20 protein-coding genes and 1 pseudogene are annotated in these 25,414 nt (G+C 33.3%); 10 read left to right on the top strand and 11 right to left on the bottom strand.

From position 1 onward, the window contains the following. Positions 1–6: 6 nt before the first annotated feature. From COL05_RS10455 to COL05_RS10475, 5 genes are all read right to left on the bottom strand, one after another. Positions 7–1,560 (bottom strand): ABC-F family ATP-binding cassette domain-containing protein, encoded by a 1,554-nt coding sequence (locus COL05_RS10455; protein ID WP_000055410.1) that lies wholly within the window; start codon positions 1,558–1,560, stop codon positions 7–9. Positions 1,561–1,716: 156 nt separating this feature from the next. Beyond that, positions 1,717–2,655, bottom strand: a complete 939-nt coding sequence (locus tag COL05_RS10460; RefSeq protein ID WP_098668562.1) for a glycosyltransferase family 2 protein — start codon at positions 2,653–2,655, stop codon at positions 1,717–1,719. A gap of 96 nt (positions 2,656–2,751) precedes the next feature. Continuing rightward, positions 2,752–5,418: a YfhO family protein gene (locus COL05_RS10465; RefSeq protein ID WP_098668563.1), complete on the bottom strand. Its 2,667-nt coding sequence runs from the start codon at positions 5,416–5,418 to the stop codon at positions 2,752–2,754. A 309-nt stretch (positions 5,419–5,727) separates the two neighbouring features. Beyond that, positions 5,728–7,149 carry an oligosaccharide flippase family protein gene (locus tag COL05_RS10470; RefSeq protein ID WP_098668564.1) on the bottom strand — a complete coding sequence of 474 codons (1,422 nt, stop codon included), beginning with the start codon at positions 7,147–7,149 and terminating at the stop codon, positions 5,728–5,730. A gap of 96 nt (positions 7,150–7,245) precedes the next feature. After that, positions 7,246–8,226 carry a glycosyltransferase family 2 protein gene (locus COL05_RS10475; RefSeq protein WP_098668565.1) on the bottom strand — a complete coding sequence of 327 codons (981 nt, stop codon included), beginning with the start codon at positions 8,224–8,226 and terminating at the stop codon, positions 7,246–7,248. Between the two features lie 225 nt (positions 8,227–8,451). Between COL05_RS10475 and COL05_RS10480 the strand changes: the two genes are divergently transcribed. Next, positions 8,452–9,729: a glycosyltransferase family 39 protein gene (locus tag COL05_RS10480; protein WP_142337426.1), complete on the top strand. Its 1,278-nt coding sequence runs from the start codon at positions 8,452–8,454 to the stop codon at positions 9,727–9,729. 75 nt (positions 9,730–9,804) lie between these two features. On the opposite strand, the gene COL05_RS10485 is transcribed toward COL05_RS10480, so the two are convergent. The 3 genes from COL05_RS10485 to COL05_RS10495 form a co-directional block, all read right to left on the bottom strand. Beyond that, complete coding sequence (locus COL05_RS10485) at positions 9,805–10,161, bottom strand: DUF2304 domain-containing protein (RefSeq protein ID WP_098668566.1); 357 nt, start codon at positions 10,159–10,161, stop codon at positions 9,805–9,807. Between the two features lie 6 nt (positions 10,162–10,167). After that, entirely contained in the window at positions 10,168–10,896 is a 729-nt protein-coding gene (locus tag COL05_RS10490; protein WP_098668567.1) for a glycosyltransferase family 2 protein, read from the bottom strand. A gap of 216 nt (positions 10,897–11,112) precedes the next feature. After that, on the bottom strand, positions 11,113–11,625 hold the full coding sequence (locus COL05_RS10495) for an acyl-CoA thioesterase (RefSeq protein ID WP_000412126.1): 513 nt from the start codon (positions 11,623–11,625) through the stop codon (positions 11,113–11,115). Between the two features lie 298 nt (positions 11,626–11,923). Here COL05_RS10495 and COL05_RS10500 point away from each other — a divergent pair, with 298 nt between their 5' ends. After that, on the top strand, positions 11,924–13,237 hold the full coding sequence (locus tag COL05_RS10500) for an ArnT family glycosyltransferase (RefSeq protein WP_098668568.1): 1,314 nt from the start codon (positions 11,924–11,926) through the stop codon (positions 13,235–13,237). Positions 13,238–13,329: 92 nt separating this feature from the next. On the opposite strand, the gene COL05_RS32295 is transcribed toward COL05_RS10500, so the two are convergent. The 3 genes and pseudogenes from COL05_RS32295 to COL05_RS10510 form a co-directional block, all read right to left on the bottom strand. Then, positions 13,330–14,070: a methyl-accepting chemotaxis protein gene (locus COL05_RS32295; protein ID WP_370530095.1), complete on the bottom strand. Its 741-nt coding sequence runs from the start codon at positions 14,068–14,070 to the stop codon at positions 13,330–13,332. A 63-nt stretch (positions 14,071–14,133) separates the two neighbouring features. Beyond that, positions 14,134–14,631, bottom strand: a pseudogene (locus COL05_RS32300) (protoglobin family protein); the annotation flags it as partial. 130 nt (positions 14,632–14,761) lie between these two features. Further along, complete coding sequence (locus COL05_RS10510) at positions 14,762–15,394, bottom strand: trimeric intracellular cation channel family protein (protein WP_000924376.1); 633 nt, start codon at positions 15,392–15,394, stop codon at positions 14,762–14,764. Between the two features lie 494 nt (positions 15,395–15,888). Here COL05_RS10510 and COL05_RS10515 point away from each other — a divergent pair, with 494 nt between their 5' ends. The 8 genes from COL05_RS10515 to COL05_RS10555 all read left to right on the top strand — a co-directional run bounded on the left by COL05_RS10515 (position 15,889) and on the right by COL05_RS10555 (position 25,282). After that, on the top strand, positions 15,889–17,361 hold the full coding sequence (locus COL05_RS10515) for an O-antigen ligase family protein (RefSeq protein WP_098668570.1): 1,473 nt from the start codon (positions 15,889–15,891) through the stop codon (positions 17,359–17,361). 95 nt (positions 17,362–17,456) lie between these two features. Continuing rightward, on the top strand, positions 17,457–18,566 hold the full coding sequence (locus COL05_RS10520) for a glycosyltransferase family 4 protein (RefSeq protein WP_098668571.1): 1,110 nt from the start codon (positions 17,457–17,459) through the stop codon (positions 18,564–18,566). A gap of 21 nt (positions 18,567–18,587) precedes the next feature. Further along, positions 18,588–19,328: a WecB/TagA/CpsF family glycosyltransferase gene (locus tag COL05_RS10525; protein WP_098668572.1), complete on the top strand. Its 741-nt coding sequence runs from the start codon at positions 18,588–18,590 to the stop codon at positions 19,326–19,328. A gap of 238 nt (positions 19,329–19,566) precedes the next feature. After that, complete coding sequence (locus COL05_RS10535) at positions 19,567–20,766, top strand: MFS transporter (protein ID WP_098668573.1); 1,200 nt, start codon at positions 19,567–19,569, stop codon at positions 20,764–20,766. A gap of 209 nt (positions 20,767–20,975) precedes the next feature. After that, positions 20,976–21,692 carry a LytR/AlgR family response regulator transcription factor gene (locus COL05_RS10540; RefSeq protein WP_098668574.1) on the top strand — a complete coding sequence of 239 codons (717 nt, stop codon included), beginning with the start codon at positions 20,976–20,978 and terminating at the stop codon, positions 21,690–21,692. 121 nt (positions 21,693–21,813) lie between these two features. Next, entirely contained in the window at positions 21,814–23,889 is a 2,076-nt protein-coding gene (cstA, locus tag COL05_RS10545; protein ID WP_098668575.1) for a carbon starvation protein CstA, read from the top strand. Then, positions 23,882–24,085: a YbdD/YjiX family protein gene (locus COL05_RS10550; protein ID WP_000919824.1), complete on the top strand. Its 204-nt coding sequence runs from the start codon at positions 23,882–23,884 to the stop codon at positions 24,083–24,085. Before cstA ends, COL05_RS10550 begins: the two co-directional genes overlap by 8 nt. Positions 24,086–24,226: 141 nt before the next feature. Then, on the top strand, positions 24,227–25,282 hold the full coding sequence (locus COL05_RS10555; protein WP_098668577.1) for a GGDEF domain-containing protein: 1,056 nt from the start codon (positions 24,227–24,229) through the stop codon (positions 25,280–25,282). The last annotated feature ends 132 nt before the right edge of the window (positions 25,283–25,414 follow it).

A 25,414-nucleotide genomic window follows, 5' to 3' on the forward strand; every position in this document is an offset into this window, starting at 1 on the left:
TTAAGACTACTTACTATTTTGAGACCACTCTTCAACATCCCAAACTTTTGTGATCCAATCTTCATAGAAGTCTGGTTCGTGACATACAAGGAGGATTGTTCCTTTATATGCTTTCATAGCCTTCTTAAGTTCCGCTTTTGCTGTAACATCAAGATGGTTTGTCGGCTCGTCAAATAGTAGCCAGTTACTTTCTTCACCCATTAGTTTACATAAACGAACTTTTGCTTGTTCTCCACCACTTAATTGACTTAATGGGCGAGAAATATGTTCATTTTTTAATCCGCATTTTGCTAACATCGCACGAATTTGATGCTGGTCTAGACCAGGGAATGTATTCCATACGTCATCAATTGGTGTTATATTGTCAGCCTTAACTTCTTGCTCAAAGTATGCAGGCTCTAAGAAGTCACCAAGGCTTGTTTTACCGCTTAAAGGTTTAATTTTACCTAAGATTGTTTTTAGTAATGTTGATTTACCAACACCGTTACATCCAACAATAGCAATTTTTTCACCACGTTCGATTGTCATTGATAACTTTGGTAGTAGCGGATGTGTATATCCGATTTCTACATTTTCACCTTCAAAGACGAAGCGACTACTTGCACGACTTTCTTTAAATGAGAATTCCGGTTTAATTGCTGTTTCCGGGCGATCAATAAGCTCCATACGATCAAGTTGTTTTTGACGACTCTTTGCACGACCTGTCGTTGAATAACGAGCTTTGTTCTTTGCAATGAAGTCCTCTTGCTTTTTGATAAACTCGCGTTGTTTTTCATAAGCGTTTATATGTTGATTTTTATTGATTTCTGCTAGCTCTAGGAATTTTTCATATGTTGCTGTATAACGCGTCATTTTTGTAAATTCTAGATGGAAAATAACATCAACACATTTATTCATAAATTCCGTATCATGGGAAATCAACAGGAACGCATGTGGGTATTCTTTTAAATAATTTGTTAACCAATGAATATGTTCAACGTCTAAATAGTTGGTAGGTTCATCAAGTAATAATACTTCTGGTTGTTCAAGTAATAGCTTTGCAAGCAATACCTTTGTACGTTGTCCACCACTTAGTGCTGAAACATCACGATCTAAACCAATTGCATCAATTCCAAGACCACGTGCAGCCTCTTCAATTTTCATATCTAGTAAATAGAAACCGCCCGCCTCAAGTGCATCTTGTATTTCTGCCATTTGCTCAAGAAGTTCTTCTAGTTCTTCTGGTGTAGCAGTTCCCATTTTTTCTGTAACTTCATTTAAAGCTTTTTCCTTTTCAAATAGCGGTAAAAATGCATCCGCTAGTACGTCACGAATTGTACGTCCAGGCGTTAAAACCGTATGCTGATCTAAGTAACCGTAATGTGTGCCCGGTGTCCATTCTACACGACCTTGGTCATGAATAAGCTGACCAGTAATGATATTCATGAATGTTGATTTACCAACACCGTTTGCACCAACTAATCCAACGTGCTCACCTGCTAGTAATCGCATAGATACATCTTTAAATAATGTACGATCGCCAAATGTATGTCCTAATTTTTCAACTGTTAATAAGCTCATAGTATCCTCCGTCCAACTTGAAATAGTACCTTGAATCATGATACTAAATTCTTTCATATAATGCCATCATTTCAAAATGTATATTTTTTCAAAAGAAGTGTTTGTAAATGTTAATATATAAAAAAGTTACTTCTACCTACAGAAGTAACTTTTTTATTATGCTTTTTGTTTCACTTCACTAACTTTCTTTTCAGCTACAATAAAATGCGGTCTACGTTTTGTTTCATAATAAATACGACCGATATATTCACCAATAACACCTAGGAATATGAGTTGAATACCGCCAATAAATAGTATAGCGGAAATGAGAGTAAAGTAACCGGGAACTTCTACACCACCAAGTATGATTTGAACGAATGTAGTGATTACGTATAAAAGTCCCAAAATAGTTGTTAATAATCCAAGGTATATAGATAGGCGTAACGGCTTATTATTGAATGAAATTACACCGTCGATTCCGTAGTTTAATAACTTTGAAAACGTCCATTTACTTTCCCCGTCTGAACGTAATACATTTTCATATTCAATGATTAATTCGTTATAACCGATCCAAGAAAACAAGCCTTTTGAAAATCGATTGTATTCACTTAAAGATAATAAAGAATCAACTGCTCTTCGGCTTAAAAGTCTAAAGTCACCAATGCCGTCTACTAGTTCAATATCTACAAATTTATTCATCACTTTATAGTAAAGACGAGAGACGAAAGAGCGAACAGGTGAATCACCAGTTCTTGTTCTCTTTGCAATTACTTGGTCGTAGCCTTCGTTATATCCTTCTAATAGTTCTTTTATTAACGTAGGAGGATGTTGTAAGTCAGCATCCATAATAACAATTGCATCACCTGTAGCATATTTTAAACCGGCTAACATTGCAGCCTCTTTTCCGAAGTTTCGGCTAAATGATATATAATGTACCGATGAATCTGCACTAGCTAAATCACGTAAAATATTTAATGTATCATCTTTACTACCATCATTAACAAAAACAAATTCATAATCGGTAGTTAATTTATGAATTTCAAGAGAAGTCTCTGAATAAAAGGCACGAAGCACCTTTTCTTCATTGTAGCATGGTACAACGATTGAAAGAGTCATTTTTGACACTCCTTGTTTGAAATGGGTTAAAACAATATTACGCATTTTTATATGAAGCTATCCAATTGGATAGCTTCATGATTAATTAGGTGCTTACTATTGCTTTTTAAAAGAGAATTTTCGTCGTGCGTTTGGATTTGTGAAAATTAATAAAGCTACACAAATAATTAGTGAAATGATCGATATAATCATACCTAATTTGAAGTAAGGTGTAACGTAAGTCATTTCGATTACATGTGAACCTTTTGTAATTGGAACACCGATAAAGGCAGAGTTTGCCTTTGTAAATTCTGTTTCTTTTCCATCAACTTTTATAGTCCAGCCCTTACTATATGGAACCGATAAATATAGTAGACCATCTTTATTTGAATTGATGTCCCCTTTTAAATAATTGTTTTTATAATAAATATTTTCAAGCTTATTTTCAGTTAATTTTTTTGTTTCTTTTTGTACACTTTCATAGTTTACGATATTTGCTTGTAAGTCCCCTAATTCATACTCACCTGCGTTATCAATAGAAATAGTTAGGTTGTCTGGACGATTAGTGCCTAAATTATAAACGAACCTTTCTAATGGATATGAGTATGCACCAGCATCGTCACCTTTTCCTAGCGTTTTTCCATTAACAGTTGTATTGAATGTACCTGTATTTTTCAGTTTTAATTCTATCAGTAGGTCACCAGACGTATTAGGATAATTGATAGGTACGATCATATTTCCAAAACCATGAACAATTAATTTATTTCCCTCTTTTTCCATGTTTTCGAATTTTGCCTTTTCTGGTTTAATAGATATTGCCTTTGATTTAAGGTCTTGTTTATTAAAATGGTTTAATGAAAATTCTTTTGTATTATTAACGACAACAGCGTGTAATAATAATTGATCACGCTGAGCGAAGTTTAATTTAGAAAACTCCTCTTCACTTATAGCCGAATCATATACATATCCTAACGGTAAAGCATAATCATTTTTGTAAATATTATATGGTCCCACTTGCTTTAATAGTTTATATCCATAAGGTATATTCTTTGGATCTGTATTAGCGCTTAATACGCGATATTTTACACCTAGCATATTTTCAAGTAGTAGTCGACTATCAGCTTGATAAAACATTGAAGGTGTATCGTAGTTTTGGTATACGCCGTATTTATTTTTCATAAAGTCATGGACATAATAATTAACTAAACTTTGATACGTACTTACGCCATGATATCCTTGTAGCATTGGTGCGTTATATTCGCTACCTGGATTAAGAATACGATAAAAGCCTTTATCATGTTCTTGGATGTAGCGGATTGCGTCAATTTCTTCTTTATTATCGTAGCCTGGTTCGTGTAACTTTTCAGTTGAAATCTGGCTCTGTCCATAAACTGTACTAAGTATATTATTCGCATACATATAATTCATAGAAATTGTGCTAACGAGTATGTTTAATATAACTAAAAATTGTATGAAAGATCTAGAAATATAGCGCCATAAACATACTGTAATAACAGAAAAAATGACAGTTCCGAGTAAAATGTTATCAACGTCTTGTAAAGGTTTATCAGTTACATTTATATTTGCTTTTCTATAAAATGCATAAATGAATAATCCAATAGACACTAATAAACTTATTAAATAAGGTAATTTGTAGTCTTTCTTATGAATAATCATCCAATCTAGAATGTATGCAATTGTTTGGGCAATTACAAATACAAACAAATAAAACCATCTAGATTGCATTGCTGAAAAACCATTAAACACAGAATATGTATATGGAAGCATAAACAGAATAAACATGAAAAACGTAAAGAATACTTTGTTTTTAACAAGTTTATCACGTATAAACATTCCAAATACGATTAAGAATAAAATTAAAGCTGGTAAAGCTAATTGATGATTTTCAGCACTATACATGAAGAAAATATTTTCCATTAAATCTTTATAAAATGTATCTTCAAATAATAATGGTATTTCAAACTTTTTTGATAGTCTATCAGCGCTAAATACGGCATTAACTGATGGGAGGAAGCAAACGGCGGCTAAACCGAGTGATAGTCCGTACAGTAAGCCGATTCTAATGTAATAGGTTAGAAAAGAGATAATCGTTTTATTTTGCTGTGTTGCAAAGTATTGGAACAATGCATAAATGAACAGGAAAATACTTGTGATAAAAGCAAAATAAAAGTTTGATGCTAACATTAAAGTAGAAGCAATTAAGAAAAGTCCTCGCTTCTTTTCAATAATATATTTATCAAGCCCCCACATTACTAATGGTAAAAATACAATGGCATCAGCCATGAAATCCCATAGTAAAGAATGACGCATGAAAGTAATGCAGCCACCATATATAATAGCAGCAACAAAAGATGAGAATACTGTTTTATTATGATAACGTAAAGAACCATACATGAATAACATAGCTAAAAAGTTTTTTAAAATACTCATGTATAATTTCATATCATATACTTGTTCAAGACTTAGTTTAGGTAGTAACAGTGTAATCCAGAAAAACGGTGATGTGCTGTAATAATAACTAAACTCTCCAAATAAATCTCCACCTAAACCATAATCAAAAGACCAAAAAAGGTTGCCATCTTTAAAGGCATGTTGTAGAAGGAACGTAAAAAAGCCAAATTGACGTAACGCATCCCCTGTACCAGAAAAGGCTTGGTTAGATGTTAAAAAGAAATAATGAAAAGCAAAAGCGCACAATAATAATATTGGCATAATTATCATTGTTTTCTTGGAAAAGAATGTATTATTCGGCTTTATGCTCATAAAAATTGATAATCCTCCTTTGAAAGTCGTTACATGTAGCCACTAGTTTTTAGTTAGCATATAAAAACACACCAATTTTTAAAGGTGTGTTTTTTAGTTTTAACATGAGAAAATATATATTTTTGTTGAAGCATATATATTTTTACAAGTGTTGAAGTTCATAGTTTACATGTAATTTAGTATAAGGCATTTTCAGAAAGTAAGTCAATTTGAGCTGGAATATATAGAATTTTTTTACTGAAGAAAAATGAGGGGATATAAAAAAAGCAAAAAGCTTTTCCATTTTTAAATAGGAAAAGCTTTTTGCTTTTAAGTATGTTTGCGAATGAGCTTTTGTTTTATAAACCCTAAAACGAATCCACGTATTTGAGGATCAATTCCAATTCCAATCATACCGTATAGTATACCAGTAAGAGTTAAAGCAATTAGTGGCGGTAAGTTGATTAATGCAATTCGGTATATACCGTAACTAATAATAAAGGCTAAGGAATTAAATATAATTCCTTTAACTAATAATTGCATGCCTTTACGAATAAAGAGGGTAAATCCAATTAATAGTGTAATTTCTGTAAGGATAGCTGCTGCAGCAGCCCCCATCATTCCATATTTACTACCTAATACAATATAACCTATGATGGCAACAACTAATCCAATAGTCATTGTTGTTGCACGTTTCCATTGCTGGCCAATCGTTGTTAAATTGTCAGCTAGTGGATAGTTAATTGATTGTAAAATAACCATAAACGCTAGAATAGCAAGAGCGCCCCCGGCGGGAGCATATTTTTCCCCTAATAAACTAACAATCCAGAAACTTGGATCAGCAATAAAGGGGATAGAAATTCCCATTCCTAAAAAAGACATAAGTTTTAGTTCAAAGCTTGATAATTTTCTATGTTCTTCAATATTTTGCTCATTACCAAAAGCAAAAAGCCTTGGATAAAAGGCAGCTGCAATTACTCCAGGTATTTGATATAGTACGGCAGGTATTTTATATGCAGCACCAAAGAATCCAACTTGCTTATATGTTGAAACTTTTTCTAATATAATAGGCCCTAATTGTGGTAAGAGCATAATGATGATTCCATTGATTGTGAAAATAAGTAGTTGATCTAAAATACCTTTATCCCAACCTTTATGGACTTTCGTATAGCGTATTGTCATTATAAAGGCAATAACACCTGTTACAAGACTAGATACCCCGTACATGGCAGCAACCATCATAAGTGACCATTGAAAAGACATCCCTAATAATAGGGCAGCAGCAGCTGTTACACCTTGTAGTACAGAAATAATAGCTGTAAATTGCATGCGCTCTGTAACTTGGAAGTAAGCCATACCAACACCTTGTAAGGTTGCTCCGAACATCGTTGGTAGAACAACCCAATATACCATCGCACGTAAGTAAGCGTCAGGATAGAAGAACTGGGCAAAAATAGCGAAAAGTACAGAAATTACGATAGCTAATATTAAACGAATGCGTAAATAACTACTTATTAGTACGCTAATATTAGCATCGCTTCTTGTTCCTTCACGCATAAATGTATGTGTTAAACCTGCATCTGTAAAGTAACAAATAACAGCTGAAACAGCTAATGCAGTTGTAAACATACCGTAATCCTCTGGAGAAACATATCGTGCAAAGAGAATTGTTGCAATAGCTAGTACAAAGCGAACAGTAATGTTTCCTACAAAGAGGTAGGATGCGTTTTTTAAAATTTTATTTGTTTTCATGAGAAAAGACCTTTCTATTCTTTAGGATCTCGTTAGTTTGTCCTATTTGTAATTTGATCTGTTTACAGAAAGAGAGAGTAGCATTAAATTTTTGGTTTAAGAAAACAAAAATTTAATTCGTACAAACCAAAGCATTGCATATAGCTTTTTACTACGCTTTCCGTTTTTTGAATAGATTTTACGGCAATATTTCTTTATATCTTTTTTAATTAATTTGACTTGTGATTTATCTAATTGAGAGTTTTCTTTAATGTATATACAAGCGTTATTGATGACTGTATAAGGAAATAAATAAGTCTCAAGGATTTCAACAAGTGACTGGGGGTCTTGTGTAATGAAATCTTGAGATTTATTATGTACCCAGTCTTTCATACGATTGAATACTTCCAGTTCTTTTGTTGTTTTTAATTCATAATCTTTATACTTAGAAGAAAGATTTCCTTCTGATAAGATTCGATAATATGTTAAATACTCATCTACATAGCATACATTTGTCACACTCATTAGTTTAAATAAAAACTCCAAATCTTCTCCCCAACTACATTCTGGCGTAAAACGAATGTTATGATCCATAACGATAGATCGTTTGAAAATCCAAGTACTTGTTTGAGCGACAACTTGATGTGTTAAGAACGCTTTTGTCATATCGCCTTTAATGAAGTTTGTTGTATGCTCAACTTTCTCACCTGTTTCTTCGTAGAAATTCATATAACCACAATAGCACGCGTCCATTTCGTTTTTATGCATACTTTCGACTTGCTTCTCAATTTTAGTTGGATGCCATAAGTCATCACTATCAAGGAAAGCGATATATTCTCCGCTAGCATTTTCGATACCTGTATTACGGGCTACCGAAACACCTTGGTTTTTTTGATGAACGTATTTTACTTGCCCTGGGTATTTTTCAGCAAGGTTTTTCACGATAGAAGGTGATTGATCTTTACTCCCATCATCTACAATTATAATTTCAATGTTTTTATATGTTTGATCTAGTATTGACTGCATCGTTTCTTCAATATATTTTTCCGTGTTATACAGGGGTATGACAACAGAAACAAGTTGCTTTTGTTCCATCATAGAATTTTTATCTCCTCAAGTTTTTTATGTCTTGCATCATATATACAAGCCTTTTGAAAGGAAGAAGATTACAAGAACATCTGTATAAGTTTAACGCATATAAACTTTGTAAATCAACTTTCTATTGTTGTACTTTGTATAAAAAGTATTTATTATAGAACGTATTGTGTTGTAAAAATATAGAAATATATTTTGAAAATTATGTATCTGAAGGGAGAAGATGAGATGTTAAGGCGATTTACTCGCAAATCTAATATAATCCTTTTAGGGATTATTATGATAGTCGGTTTTGCACTTCGTTTTGCAACTTTACAAACACATGGTGCAGATTTATCTATAGCTAGTGATGATATAGGTTATCAAAAAACGGCAAATATTTTATTGGAAACAGGGATGTTAACATATCATGAACCAGATAAACCAACGATTCATATCATGCCGGGTTTTCCAGCCTTATTAGCTGCTGTATTTTATTTTTTTGGAAATGGCAGTGAAGGTCTTTTTGTAGCAAAATTAATTATTATCCTCTTAGGGGTACTTAGTATTTTGCTAACTTATAAGATTGGTACTTATTTATTGAATCCTGCTGCAGGATTAATAGGTGCTTTCTTATTAGCTGTGTATCCTCCAGAGATTGTTATGGAAAATTTAACTTTAACAGAAGGGCCATTTCTATTCCTTTCATTAGGATTAGTATATTGGAGTTTAAAATTAGCTGATACTCATAAAACGAAACATCTTCTGATCGTATTAATTTTCTACTTTTTAGCACTGTACCTCCGCGTACAAATTGCCTTATATCCAATCTTACTATTTGGGTACCTTTTAATGAAACGCTACCCATTCCGTATTATGATGAAGCAAGCGATTATAAGCATAGGAATAGGGCTTATCGTACTTGGACCATGGTGGGCTCGCAATTACATTCAATTTGATAAATTTATCCCACTAACTGCTGGGGCAGGGAATCCGTTATTACTTGGAACGTATCAAGGGAAAGGCTACCCAGAAGGTAAGGATATGGGGGAACTTGAAATAGAGTTACATGCAAAGTACCCTAATCTTGAAGCACATGAATTTATGGAATTAGAAGAAAAAATAGCGATTGATAAAATGAAAGAATGGTGGAAAACTGATAAGGAATCTATGATAGAGAGTTATATAGTCTTGAAGCCAGAAATTCTTTGGAAAAAACCGTATTATTCTATAGAGCATAATATTGAAGTGTTCAATGTTTCTGCAAAAGATATGAATGAAATATATAATTTTATTAAGACGACGTTTTTAATATGTACAGTACTTTCGTTTATCTGCCTTTTAAAAAGGTGGAGAGAGACTACATTTTTATGGTCAATCCTTGTATTACAAACAGCTTTAACATGTTTTTATGTTGCATATGAACGTTATGCATTACCGTTAATACCATTCTTATTTATTATAATTGGAGTAGGGACCGTGGCAACGGTTATGAAAATTAGTAAATTATTAATTAGAAAAAAATAGTTTGTAATAAAAAACATCTTAATTTTTTAAAAAAATTAAGATGTTTTTTGTATATATTCATATTTAAATAGAAAACTATTCGTTATCGGTTTCAGGTTGCGTTACTTTTAATTTTTGCTTTAATAACGCATAATCTTGCGTTAACGTTACAAGTTGATGATGTAATTTAGAAATTTTTCTTGTTAAGTCAAAAATTAAGATGAAACAGAATAATAGTCCAAATAAGAATAAAACAGATGGAGGATATTCTACGTGTAATAGTTGTCCAATCCAATTTATAATTTTTTCAGTAGAACTTAAAATTGCCATTGAAACACAAACGAAAATCCACAAAATGGCATATTTAGTTTCTAAAGCTCCACGACGAATGGAATTAATAATTAATAAAAATAATAATAGAATGAAGATAAATGAAAAGGTAATTATAGGCATTTATTATCAACCTTTCACAATTTTTTGCATCAATATAGCGAGACTTACTTTAATCATGTAATATGCAGATTTAAGGGGTGTAATAGAAGATTGTCCCCCTTGGCGCTCTTGCATATTTACGGAGATTTCATTAATGCGTAATTTTTTCTTTTTTAAATGAATAAGGACCTCTGGTTCTGGATAATCTTTTGGATAATTATGTGCAAAAATCTTAATTACTTCTCGATTGATAGCACGATACCCAGAAGTTGGATCCATAAAGGTTTGTTTTGTTAGGACTTTCAGTAGAGCAGTAAAATAAAAAATACCAATTCTTCTGGAAATACTACCTTTATAGGCTGTTTTCTCTGTAAAACGTGAACCTAGCACCATATCGCATTGGTCTTCAGCAATAGGTTTTATAATTTTGTACAAGTCATCAGGATTATGTTGCCCATCAGCATCGAACTGAATCGCAATATCATATCCATTCTCATAAGCGTATTTATAACCAGTTTGTACAGCTGATCCAATACCTAGGTTATATGGTAAGTTCACAAGATGAACAGGAAAATCATTTACGATTTGAGCTGTTTTATCATGTGATCCATCATTAATAACGCAAATGCTTAATCCTGTAAAATGCTGTTTTAGTTTTAATAATCTTGTTAATGTATCTGCAATTGCTTCTTCCTCGTTATACGCAGGAATAATAATTAACGTTTTTGGTATTGAAATTGGTACCTCAATAGACATTATCGCACCATCCCTTATATACTTAATTATATTATAGTTATTTTTAAACGAACCTTATCTAATATACCATTAATAGTATAGCAAAATAAAGGAAAAACTGGTGGGTTGTTTAGGAGGCAAACAGTAAATAAAAGATAAGAGATAGAATTTTTTACGATAAAAAAATACATGCAAGGATGAAATAAACCTGTGCATGTATGAAGTGAGAGTATCTTATTATATATTCCATGGCTTACTTAAAGTTAAAACTTCAGCCATCTCTTTACTTTTTAAACGTCCTTTTTTTCTATTTTCCGCGCGTTCTAAACCGGTTGTGTGTAACCAATGTTCTTCCTGAGTTTCAGGAAGTACTTGTGGTACGGACGAAGGTTTTCCATCTTTTATTGCCACAAATGTAATAAAGCAAGTAGCAGCAATTCTACGCTCGCCTGCTAATAAATTTTCTGCGATTACTTTTACGAAAACTTCCATTGAAGATTTCCCTGTATAACATACAAATGCTTCATAACAAACAGAATCAGCTTGGTGAATTGGAGTTAAAAAATCAACTGAATCAATAGATGCTGTTACGCAATGTTTACGACTATGTCTTGCAGCCGCAATTGAAGCAATACTATCAATTTCTGCTAATAATTTCCCTCCAAAAAGTGTTTGGTGATTATTTAAATCGTTAGGAAAAACACGTGTTGTTTTAATTGCTTTAGATTCTCGCATGAATTTCTTTTCCATATATTCAGCCCCTATAGTCTGTTTTCAATCAGAATAATATGTGTAAGTGGATTACTCATATTAGATATTTAATAAAGTAAAGCGTATTCCAAAAGAGGATTATTTAAACTTCTGTATTTGTATTCATGTAACTGAAAGAAAATTTATTTTATCTAAAATGTAGTGTAAAAGAGGATTCGCTTACATTGCAAGCAAAAAGTAATGACTATGTATTTGTCATAGAAATTCCCTATCAGCCGTGTACCCATTCATGATAGAATCGTTTTGTTATGAATGGAAATAGAGGTGCAATGGACATATGAATCATATACAAACAAATTTTTCATCTTTCTTCAATAAAATTACGATTGGTGCGATGCTTGCATTTTTTGTTTATAGTTGTTGGACAGCATTTGAGACAAGTAAGCAATTTTTTGGGGGAAGTACAACAAGTGTAACAATCATATTGGCAATTTTCGTCATACTCATTTTGTTAGTGGCATCAATTCTACAATATCGTTTTACAGACAAACAATTTCTTATTTTTCTTATAAGTATATCTATAGTTGTGAGGCTTAGTATGCTGTTATTTGTAGACGCTCCAATAATTGGTGATCTGAAAGTGATGTATGAGTCTGCAAAGGAGATTGCAATTGGTAATAATATAGGGACTGTAACTCATTTGCCGTTTATTATATATGAGTCAGTAATTATTCGTATATTTGGTGATACATTATTCGCTTTACAACTATTTAATGTGTTATTTTGCGCAGGAACTGCATTTTTTATTTATCGTATTGCGGCAATAGTTTTTGGAGAAGAATGCGGTCGTATTGCTTCCACATTTTATGCTCTGTATATTCCAAATATATTCATGAGTTCCGTATTAACTCCTGAGTCACTTGCAATATTTTTATTTTATTTTGCTTGCTACATACTTTTATATAAAGGATTAGATCATCCTTATATGTGGGTGTTTTCAGCGATTTTATTTGCATTTAGTAATATGATTTTCCCAATGGGATTATTTCTTCCTATTTTTATCACGATATATGTATTATTAATTGAAGTGTTTCAATCAGCAACGAAACAAAAAGTGTTACTAAAGACGATAGGGGTACTTATTCTATTTTATAGTGCTCATTTTAGTGTGAATTATGGAATTAAGACAATGGGACTGTCACAATATACGATTACGAATGAGACGTATGTTCAATCTGTCTTAATTGGAAAAACGCAACATGAGGAAAGAGTATCGAAAAATCAAAGTGTAACAGAGCATATTGATCAAAAGTTAAAAGAGATTGAGGGAGAAAGATTTAAACTTTTAGAACCGATGATAAATCAGTTTTCAGATGAGGGAATAAATTCTATTCTTTTTAAATGTGAAAAACTGATATATATAGCCGTAACATTGTTTATGACTATAGCTCTATTACACTTCCTTATTAAGAAACAACAAAATGAGGGATATATGTTGTTCTTATTTTTAACTAGTGGCTACGTATTGTTAAAGCTCTTCCAAGTAGATATGGCATATTACAATGTAATTATGCCAGCATTGTTTATTTTGCAGAGCTTTGGTGTTTATATGAGTTATGTGTATTGTCAAAAAATATTTTTCAGAAAATAAAAAGAATCCAGTTTGGATTCTTTTTTTATGGATAGAAGATGAAAGCTAAGAGTCAGCAGGGATAAAATATCTCTACTGACATAAACTTCACTCTATCGATTTAATTCCAGTTGTAAACTATCGGCTGTTAGAGCCATTTTTGAGGAATCGTCTTGAATTCCTTTCATTACTTGTGAAATGGTTTCTAACTCATTTTCAATTTTTTTATTCTGTTCTTTCGAGTTAGACATGTCTTTTACGATTTCTTGGAAGTATTGATCCGTTGCAGACATACTATCAGTTCCTTCAGATACGAGAGAGCTAATTTGTTTCACGGAAGAAGAGACACGAACAATCTGTTCATTTGTTTTTTCAACGAGCTTTGTAACGTTAAATATAGATTCTTTCGTTTGCTCTGATAACTTTCTAATTTCTCCAGCTACAACAGAAAAGCCTTTGCCAAATTCCCCAGCACGCGCAGATTCAATTGCAGCATTTAGTGCGAGTAAATTTGTTTGCTCTGCAATTGATTTTACAATATCTATAATTTCGTTAATTTTGTTAGAAATATCGAGAAGTTCATGCGTATCTGTAATAATCGTTTCCATGTTCGTTTGAATGTATTCCATTCGTTTATTTTGCTCATTTAATTGTTCTTTACCTTTATTTGCTTTTTCTTCTGATGTTGTAGCTAATGACGTACCTGTTTTAGCAATCTCTACAATCGTTTCAGATTTAGCGGTTAACTGCTGAATAGAAGCGCTTGTTTTTTCAGATACAGATGCTAGTTCTGTTGCAATATGCGTAATGGTCATAGCTGTTATTTCTTTTTCTTTTTCAAGTTCTTTTTGCATTCTTTCATATTCAGATTCATAAGCCGCAATAACGAGTTCTTGTTCAAGAGTAAATAATTTATTTATTACGTTTATGGAATAAGAAAAATCGTCAATTGTTGTAATTTTCGTTTTTAAAATCTTCATGATAGAGCGGAATAATTCTTGATAAGCGGCAGTATACCATTTTCTATGTAACCCAATTTGTACATGTCTTTTGGCAATTCTAACACGTTGTTCAATAAAGTCTTCATGCATATCTCCGCTAAATAATTCTTTTATATGTGTTTTTAAAGTTTGCTTTAGTTTTGGAATAGAGCTATAACGTTCGATAATCGTAATTAAATTAGGCTGTTTTGTAATATTGGAATAGAATTTTTCAGTAATCCAATCAATTTCTTCATAAATAAAGGGCTGTAGTACCTTTACGATTTGTAAATCTTCTTTTGAAATATGTAGCATATCCATTTGAATTTTCAGTTCAGAATTAGTAGGAACGTTAAAAGTGATTTGTTGATTCTTACTTAATTCAAGTATACTGACGTTTGTTTTATTGTTATGTTTTTTAAAAACCCCAAGCATCGTTCTTCCCCCTGTTTGTAAAGCGTTTTCATTTTTTAGTTCTAATATAATTATATATTTTTATATACAATTACTCTATATTGGTGTGTAGAATAGTATATAAATTAAGAGAATTCCATATAGAATTCTCTTAATGACCTTTATTAATTTTAGCATGTGTTTTAAAGAAAACTGGGAAATGTACATTATATATGACAGTGACAACACGAATAATGAATGTTACTAGTAAACAAACATAGAAAGCCAATACGTGTGCCCCCATTGCATATGTGATTAGGAAACTAATTGCTCCTAAAATAGAAGCGATGGCGTAAATTTCTTTTCGGAATACGTAGGGGATATCTTGAGCGCAAATGTCACGCAAAATACCGCCTCCAATACCTGTAATGACTCCCATTGAAACAACTAAAAATGAGGCGTCAACATGATGTGACATTGCCGCATTTGCACCAATAGCTGTAAAAACACCTAAGCCAACAGCATCAGAAAGCATAATAACAACTTGAAGTTTATTGATACGCTCAAAAAACATACAAGTAAATAATGCTGATAATACGCTTACGAAAAAGTAAATGGGTTTAACAAATGCGACGGGAGGCAGGTTACCGATCATAATATCACGAATAATACCGCCGCCGAGCGCAGTAGCTACAGCTAAACAAAGGACACCAAATAAATCTAAATCTTTTTTTAAACCAACTAATGTACCAGAAATGGCAGCGGCGATAATGCCAAGAAACGTAAATATATCGATTAATAACATGGCCTTAATCCCTTCCTCTTAAAGATGTTCCAGAGAAAAAATATACACTAAAGTATTGGAAATAACAATTACTTTTCGCTACATGTAGAAAAACGGATAAAATACATAAAGAAAGCGTTTGAAAATGTTTGGAAAATAGCTATAAAGTAATTTGAAAAAGATATGAAAAGATTAATTTTACATTTTTTTGATGTTACCTAGTTGGTAAAATGTTACAATGTTAGATATGTTATTTACATCTGTATAAAATGATAAAAAAATATGTATATACTGACAAAAATAAGGGGATGGTTGTTAGATAGCTTTTGTAAAAATAGGGAGTATAGCTAAAGGACAGTAATTTCTATTACTGATTAATACTTGTCCTGGCTAGTTTTAGCTGGAAAAATAGTTCTCGATTTGAATATGAGTTATGTTATAATTGCTAGGTGTGTTTGAATGATAAAAAATTATGATTAAAAGATAATGTTAAGATTTTGTATGGAGGTCTTGGAATGTTAGCAAATCAAGCTAGGGTTAGATTTGAGCGTTTTTTGCTCTTTTTTATTATTTTACAGCCTGTTTTAGATTTATTAACGTCTCTTAGCATCACTTTATTAAAGTCAAGTGCTACCGTTGGAATTTTAGTAAGATTCCTTATTATGGCTGTTGGTGGTATTTACATTTTAATTCAGGCAAAAGAGAAGGAAAATAGAAAGTTTTTAATTTATCTTATATTATTAGCCGGAGTTTTAGGGGTAGGATTTATTAATAATAAACTAGTTAAGGATCCTATTGTACTTAGTGAAGAAGTTAAATTCGTTGCGAAAGCATTATATATATATATCATGCTGGGATCATACATTTTAGCTTTAAAATCATTGAAAAAGAAAGTTAATATTAGTGATAAGGTTCGAAATAGTATTGTATATGCTACATTAATCATTAACGCAATTATGGTTATTTCTATTTCAACATCTACTGACTTTGGTAGTTATGAATGGATGAAGGTAGGTTCTCGAGGTTGGTTCTATGCAGGGAATGAACTAGGTTCAATCTTAGCTATTATTTTCCCTATTGTGGTACTATATTCTATTCAAAAAACAAAGAGCTGGAAACACGTTTTATATTGGATTCCATCGCTTTTAATGATTTACTCATTAATTCAGGTCGGTACGAAAGTAGGAATGGGCTCAATTGGTGCTACGTTAGCGGCAGCAATCGGAATCATTGTACTACAATTATTATTTGATAGAAAAAATCCAAACAAAAGATCTCTTGTGTTTAATGCATTCATTGCTATTGTCCTATTAGCTGGTGTAGTTGGAACGTTTAAACAAACGCCATTAGCACAAAATATGGGTATTCACAATAACTATTTATCAGAGCAAAATGTGGCACAGCAAGGTCAAAAGGAAAAAGAAATTAAAGAAAAGCTGAAAAAAGAGCAAGAACTTAAAGCAAAAGAAGAAAATCATCATAAAGTTGAAAAGCCAGAAGAAAAGGCGAAGATAGAAGAGGAAGTTAAGAAAGAGCTTGAGAAAGAGCAAAAGAAAGAAAATCAAGAAAATCTTATTTTCAGCGGACGTCAAGTATATGAAGAAAGACATAAGCAGTTCTTTAAAGAAGCGCCAATGTCACAAAAGTTATTAGGAATGGGTTATGCAGGTAATTTTAAATATAATGAACAAAAGCAGCCAGATCCAAAGCTAATTGAAATGGACTTCCACGATTGGTTTTATGACTTTGGGATTATTGGTTTTGCATTACTAATGATTCCATTTATTTATTACGGCTTAAGAATCCTACTAGTATTTATTACAAGGTTTAAAGAGATATTTAATATAAAATATGGAATGATTGCAGCAAGCTTATTGTTAGCATTAGGTATTGCTTATATTGCAGGACATATTTTAACAGCACCAGGAGTTGGGATTTACTTTGTAGTGGTGTTAGCTTATCTAATTGTAGACTTAGAAATTGAATGATCAAAATAAAAGCTAACTTTTGTTAGCTTTTATTTTTTAGTACAGTAAAATAAAGATAGATGGAAATGTAGCGAGGATTTAAAGGAGGAAAAAATATGAGGATATTGCATATGAATGCAGGAGCAGAAGATGGGGGAGGGAAAACACATATTATTTCACTTCTTGATCAGTTTCCAACTGGTGAAGTAGAATTAGCGGTATTTGAAGATGGAATTGTTGCGAAAGAAGCAAGAGAGTTAGGGATAAAAGTCCATGTGTTTTCACAAAAATCTCGCTATGATTTATCCATTTTAAAGAATATAGGTGAATTCATTAATAATGAAAAATTTGATATAGTTCATACGCATGGTCCTAGGGCGAATTTCTATGTTTCTTTAATGAAAAAGAGAATAACGGCAAAATGGGTAACGACTATTCATAGTGATCCATTTGAAGACTTTACTAAACAAGGCTTAAAAGGTTGGATTTTTACTAAGTTAAATTTGAAAGCCTTAAAAAATATAGATTTATTTTTTGTTGTAACAAATAGATTAAAGAAAAGTTTAGCTGCTTTAGGTATTTCTAATGAAAAGATGCATGTTATTTATAATGGAATTGAATATGATAAGGAAAAAGCAGAAGGTTATAATAAAAAAGAAATGTTCAATATTGATGAAGATGTATTTACGGCAATCCAAGTAGCACGATTGCATCCTGTGAAAGGACATGAAGTTCTATTTGATGCGTTACAACAAACAAAATTAGAGAAAATTAAAGTATTGTTAGTTGGCGATGGCCCGTTAGAAGAAAATCTAAAGTCATTGGCTACTGAAAAAGGGATTAATAATAAAGTTGAGTTTTTAGGGCATCGTCAAGATGTAAAACAATTATTTGCGTCGTCACATGTAAATTTATTAACCTCCCATAGTGAAGGGTTCCCACTAGTTTTATTAGAAGCAGCAAATCAACGCGTACCATCAATTGTGACTAGGGCGGGAGAAATTGAACCATTAATTGTAGATGAAACGTACGGATGGATTGTGCCAACAGGTGATGGAAAGGCATTAGCATTAGCTTTAGAAGAAGCGTATGATAAGTGGAAAACTGGAGAATTAGCAGCAATGGGGAAACATATTTATGAGCATGCTACTATGAACTTCTCACTTCAAAAACTATATGAAGATACAAAGGAAACATATAAGCAATTAATAGCGAAAAACTTGTAATGATAGAGAGGATAGTTAACTATGGCAGTACAAACAGTTGATATTCTGGGCGTTCCTTTTTCTACAATGACAATGGATGAAACGGTCCAATATTTAAAAGAACAACTAGAAGTGGAGCGAACACATACCTTTCAGGTAGTAACAGCAAATCCTGAAATTGTTATGTGTGCAAAAAAGGATGAAGCGTTCCATCAAACATTATTAAATGCAGATTTAATTACACCTGATGGTATTGGAGTCGTAAAAGCAAGTGGTATGTTAGGTACACCTGTAAAGGAACGTGTAGCAGGGTTTGATTTAATGTGTAATTTACTTGCATCGTTATCAGAAGATAGTAAACCAGTATCAGTTTTCTTATTAGGTGCAAAACCGCATGTTGTACAAGCTGCAGCAGATCATCTAACGAAGACATATCCAGCTGTATCTATTGTTGGTATACAAGATGGGTATTTTAAAAAAGAAGAAGAAGAGAATATCGTTTCTCGTATTCAAGAAGCAAAGCCGGATTTATTACTTGTCGCACTTGGTTTCCCAAGACAAGAGAACTTTATCCAAACGAATAAGCATCGTTTAGAAACGAAAATGGCTGTTGGAGTGGGCGGAAGTTTAGACGTATGGGCTGGAGAAGTAAAACGCGCACCAAAATGGATTCAAGCAATCCATTTAGAGTGGTTTTATAGATTGTGTAGTAATCCAACGCGCTGGCGTCGTCAGTTAGTATTAGCGGAATTTTTAAAAGAAGTCATGCGTTCAAAAAAGTAGCGTCCTATCGCTACTTTTTTATTTGGCCATTTTTGATCAAGTAAGGTTTTTATCATCTATTACTCATTGCTCCAGCTGAATTTTGAGGCAAGGGTCTTACTGGGCGCTCAAATAGTGGGATAAGTATTTTATTTTTTGGGAATGATGAAGGAGAATTTTTTTACACGAAAGTATTTTACTTATACAATTCACACATGTAAAATGATGTGTAAAGACAGCTGTGTAAGGAGGACTTCTTGTGGGTAAGGTGAAAGAAATTTCGAAGCGAAAGCTACTTGGTATAGCAGGGCTTGGATGGTTATTTGACGCAATGGATGTTGGAATGCTTTCATTCGTAATGGTAGCGCTGCAAAAAGATTGGGGATTAAGTACGCAAGAAATGGGCTGGATAGGCAGCATTAATTCAATTGGTATGGCAGTTGGAGCGCTCATTTTTGGAATACTATCAGATAAAATAGGACGGAAATCAGTCTTTATTATTACATTATTACTATTTTCTATCGGTAGTGGTTTAACTGCTTTAACGACAACACTTGCGATGTTCCTTGTTTTACGATTTTTAATTGGTATGGGGCTTGGCGGAGAACTTCCAGTTGCTTCTACATTAGTATCGGAGAGCGTTGAAGCACATGAACGTGGCAAAATAGTTGTGCTATTAGAAAGTTTTTGGGCAGGTGGATGGCTAATTGCAGCTCTTATCTCTTATTTTGTTATTCCGAAATATGGTTGGGAAGTTGCAATGGTATTGAGTGCGGTTCCAGCACTATATGCTTTATACTTAAGATGGAATTTACCGGATTCTCCGAGATTCCAAAAGGTTGAAAAAAGACCGTCCGTTATTGAAAATATAAAATCAGTTTGGTCTGGGGAATACCGTAAGGCAACAATTATGTTATGGGTTCTATGGTTTTCTGTTGTCTTTTCCTATTATGGGATGTTCCTTTGGTTACCTAGTGTTATGGTATTAAAAGGATTTAGCTTAATAAAAAGTTTCCAATACGTACTGATTATGACGTTAGCTCAATTGCCAGGGTATTTCACAGCTGCTTGGTTTATTGAACGTCTTGGTCGTAAATTTGTTTTAGTTACGTATTTAATCGGTACAGCGTGCAGTGCTTACTTGTTTGGAGTGGCAGAGTCATTAACGGTATTAATCGTAGCAGGCATGTTATTATCCTTCTTTAATTTAGGTGCTTGGGGTGCATTGTACGCTTATACACCTGAACAGTATCCGACAGTTATTCGTGGTACAGGTGCAGGGATGGCTGCAGCATTTGGTCGTATTGGCGGTATTCTTGGGCCGTTATTAGTAGGGTATTTGGTTGCTTCACAGGCTTCACTATCACTAATATTTACGATTTTCTGTGGATCGATTTTAATTGGCGTACTTGCTGTAATTGTACTCGGACAAGAAACGAAACAACGAGAATTAGTATAAGATGAGGCTTTAATCAGTGAGGGGTTATTCCCACGCTGATTATTGGTCCTTACCGATAGCGGAATAAAAAGGCAGGGGGGAACCGTGAAGGTTTCCTTTTTTCTGTTTTTTTAGATAAATAATGGTATAGTAAGAAAAAGGGAATGTTCCTTATAAAAGCGAATGTATACAACAGGACATACGGACAAAGGAATTAGGTGGTTGAAGGAATGAAAATTTTACTGATCATGGAAGAAGCAGAAGAGCGAAGAAGTTTAGCTGAAAAATTCACTGAAAATATAAGGAATGTAGAATGTTTTGAAGCAAACACAGGAACAGAATCATTATTTATCATGAAAAAGCATACACCAGATTTTGTTTTTTTGAACTCTAAATTACTAGATGGAACAGGTTTTGAATATGCAAGTTTATTACGTGAAGTAAATTGTTATACGAAATTTATTTTTATGGGTGAAGATATAGAAGAGTCGATTACGGCATTTCGTTTTCAAGCATTTTATTATTTACTACGCCCATTTCGCGAAGAAGATTTGCAATTCCTTTTATATAGAATGGGGAAAGAGCAAGGCGAGAAAGCAAAGAGTTATTTACGAAAACTGCCGATAGAAGGTCAAGAGGGGATTCGGTATATTTTCCCTGAAGATATTGTATATGTAAGCAAAAATAAGGAAAACAAAACGGTTTCAATTTATACAACAAATAATCAGTATATTTCAACATATACACTTCAGGAGCTGGAAAATAAGCTAAATGTATATGATTTTTTACGTGTGCATAAAAGTTATTTAATTAACATGTCATATGTACAAGAGTTAAAACCTTACTATAATGGCACATATAATTTGTATTTAGATAAATATGATGAGCAACCGATTCCAGTTAGTCGTAATTATGTGAAAAAACTCCGAAATAAAATTGAATTATAGTAGATAATGCGAACTTTTTAACATGATAAACTAAAAATCCTTCATGATAAGGAGGATTTAAGTTAAATATTCAGAAAATTTAGTACAATCCCACTAAGAAATAGTATTGGGGGAATTGTATGTGAGAACATTGAAGTCGATTTTGCTTTGGGGAGTTATTGCAGCAGTAGGAGCGGGTGCTTTTGGTGTAATAGCTTTATCGCAAGGTGAAACTATTAATGCCGTGTGGCTCTTAGTAGCTGCGGTATGTGTATATGCAGTTGCTTATCGATTTTATAGTAGATTTATAGCGAGAAAGGTATTCGGTTTAGATAATAATCGGCAAACACCAGCCCATACATTAAACGATGGAAAGGACTATGTTCCGACAAATAAATGGGTATTATTTGGGCATCATTTTGCAGCGATTGCTGGGGCAGGACCGTTAGTAGGACCGATTTTGGCAGCGCAAATGGGTTATTTACCAGGGACAATATGGATTATTGTTGGGGTAGTTGTCGCTGGAGCTGTGCAAGATTTTGTAATTTTATTTGCTTCGATGAGACGTAATGGTAAATCTTTAGGAGAAATGATTAAAGATGAAATCGGTCCTGTTACAGGGCTCATTGCAATGATTGGCATTTTAGGCATTATGATTATTTTATTAGCGGTATTAGCATTAGTAGTAGTAAAGGCGCTTGTCGGAAGTCCTTGGGGAATGTTTACAATAGCAGCGACGATTCCTATCGCTATTTTAATGGGAGTATACATGCGCTACATTAGGCCTGGACGGGTTGGCGAAGGGTCAGCAATCGGAATTATCCTACTTATATTGTCTCTTATTGGAGGGCAGTATGTAGCCGAAAATCCAACCCTTGCAAGTATGTTCACGTTTAGTGGTGAAACGATTGCTATTATGCTTATTATATATGGATTTATCGCATCGGCCTTACCAGTTTGGATGCTTTTAGCACCGCGTGACTATTTAAGCACATTTTTAAAAGTTGGAACAATTGTAGGGTTAGCAATCGGTATTTTAATTGTAGCACCAGATTTACAAATGCCGGCAGTTTCAAAATTTATTGATGGAACTGGTCCCGTGTTCTCCGGAAACTTATTCCCATTCTTATTTATTACAATTGCTTGTGGTGCAGTGTCTGGATTCCATGCTCTCGTTTCATCAGGTACGACGCCGAAGATGATTGAGCAAGAGGGACACGCACAGCCAATCGGTTACGGAGCGATGTTAATGGAGTCGTTTGTAGCCGCGATGGCGATGATTGCAGCTTGTGTATTAACACCAGGAACTTACTTTGCAATCAATAGCCCAGCAGCACTTATCGGTACGGATGTCTCTCAAGCAGCTCAAGTTATTTCTTCATGGGGATTTGCTATTACACCAAATGAATTAAAAGATCTCGCTGTGAACGTTGGAGAGCAAACGATTTTATCACGTACAGGTGGTGCGCCAACGTTAGCGATAGGTATGGCATATATTTTCTCGCAAGTAATAGGTGGAACGGCCATGATGGCATTTTGGTATCATTTTGCAATCCTCTTTGAAGCTTTATTCATTTTAACAACAATTGATGCTGGAACGCGTGTAGGCCGATTTATGATTCAAGATATTTTAGGGCATGTATATAAGCCATTTGGGAAAACGGATTCTACATTAGCAAATGTAATAGCTACAACGTTATGTGTATTAGGATGGGGCTATTTCTTATATCAAGGGGTAGTTGATCCGCTTGGTGGGATTAATACATTATGGCCACTTTTCGGCATTGCAAACCAAATGTTAGCAGGTATTGCATTATTACTTGGAACGACAATTTTGTTCAAAATGGGGAAAAAGGCATATGTTTGGGTGACGCTTATTCCAACTGTTGGATTGCTTATTGTAACAATGACGGCGGGTTATCAAAAGCTATTTCATGAAAACCCTAAAATAGGATTTTTATCTCATGCAAAGGTGTTTCAGGGAGCATTAGATGAAGGGAAAGTGTTAGCACCAGCTAAAAATGTCGCTCAAATGAAGCAAATCATCTTCAACGATTATATCGATGCAGCACTTTGCGGAATTTTTATGATTGTTGTAATTGCTGTATTAATTTCTGCGATTAGAATTTGGATTCAAGTATTAAGAAATAAGCCAATGTCGCTAAAAGAGGCACCATATATACCTAGAGATGAAAGTGAGTCGAGAAACTATGCTTAAAAGACTACGACAAGTATGGGGACAAAGAAAACACTTTATTAGTTTGCTCGTTGGGGTGCCAAGTTATGAAACATATGTAGAGCATATGAAAAAGCATCATCCAGAAGAAGAAGTTGTATGTCAAAAACAGTTTTTTGCAGAAGCGCAAGAAGCTAGATTTAATGCGAAGGGTGGAAAGATATCACGTTGTTGTTAATAAAGGGCGAATTTTCGCCCTTTTTATTTTTGCTGTTTCACGTGGAACAGCAAAAATAAATAAAAAGCTTTGGGAATTATAGGTATTTCGTATACAATAAAATAAGGAAAGGGATAGATAGAAAAGTAGGGAGATTATTTTATGTTAAAGGACTTATTTGTAAATACAACAATTATTCTTTCCTTTATTTTTGTTGGAGGTCAGATTTTAAGAGATAGGCCGTTAAAAGAAGAGTTCTCTTTTTGGCAGAAATGTGTAGTAGGTATTATTACTGGAATGTTAAGTGTATTGTTGATGTACTTTGGTGTACATATTGAAAATATTATGTTGGATCTACGCTATTTAGCGGTTATTTTGGCAATTATAATCGGAGGTCCGATAGCTAGTAGTATAACAGTTACAATTATTTTGATTACCCGATTATTTTTAACTGAGTATTCTTTAGCCTCTGAATTGGCTTGTTATACGATTATATTGATAGGTGTTGGGATTACTTTCATTTGGCGGATGAAAGCCTCTATATTTACAAAGTGGGTCTGGTTTAATGTATACAGTTTATTTATTTTAGCAGTGCCGCTTTCTATTTTATTTGAGGATATGTCTATAGTAGCACTATATTTAGTTTGTAGTAGTGTTGCAGCATATATCACATTTATAAGTGCAAATTATGTATTGCAATCCAATGAGTTATTTCAAACGATGAAGCAATATGCAACGATAGATGCATTGACAGGTTTAGGAAACGTAAGACAATTTGATTTAGAGATGAATCGTCATATTGGTAATAAGCGTATGACGAATGATTCACTTTGTTTACTACTTATAGATATTGATCATTTTAAGTATGTAAATGATACGTATGGACATCCTGCAGGAGATGAAGTATTAAAACAAATAGGTTATATTTTAAGAGAAGTTTCATCGTTCCCAAATTTGGCCTTTCGAAAAGGTGGAGAGGAGTTCGCTCTTTTGATACCAAAAAAGGGAATAGCTTATGGAATGCGTACGGGAGAACAAGTTCGTACAGCTGTTGAAAACCATTCATTTCAGTTGTTAAATGGAACAAAAATAAATATTACAGTTTCAGTAGGCATTTCAGTGTATGAAGAATCTCCAGAGCAATTTATTCAAGCAGCTGATGATGCATTATATTATTCCAAAAGAAATGGTAGAAATCAGGTTAGTTCTGCCTCTTAAAGGTAAGATGACCCGAAGAGCTTATAAAAAACACCCACAGAGAGGAAATGAACTGACCCACGAATTTGGTACATGAAAAAAACACCTATGCTACCTGTTTCTTATATTCTACAGGAGACAGGTAGTTTAACT

The sequence above is a fragment of the Bacillus sp. AFS059628 genome, from assembly GCF_002571225.1.
GTDB lineage: Bacteria > Bacillota > Bacilli > Bacillales > Bacillaceae_G > Bacillus_A.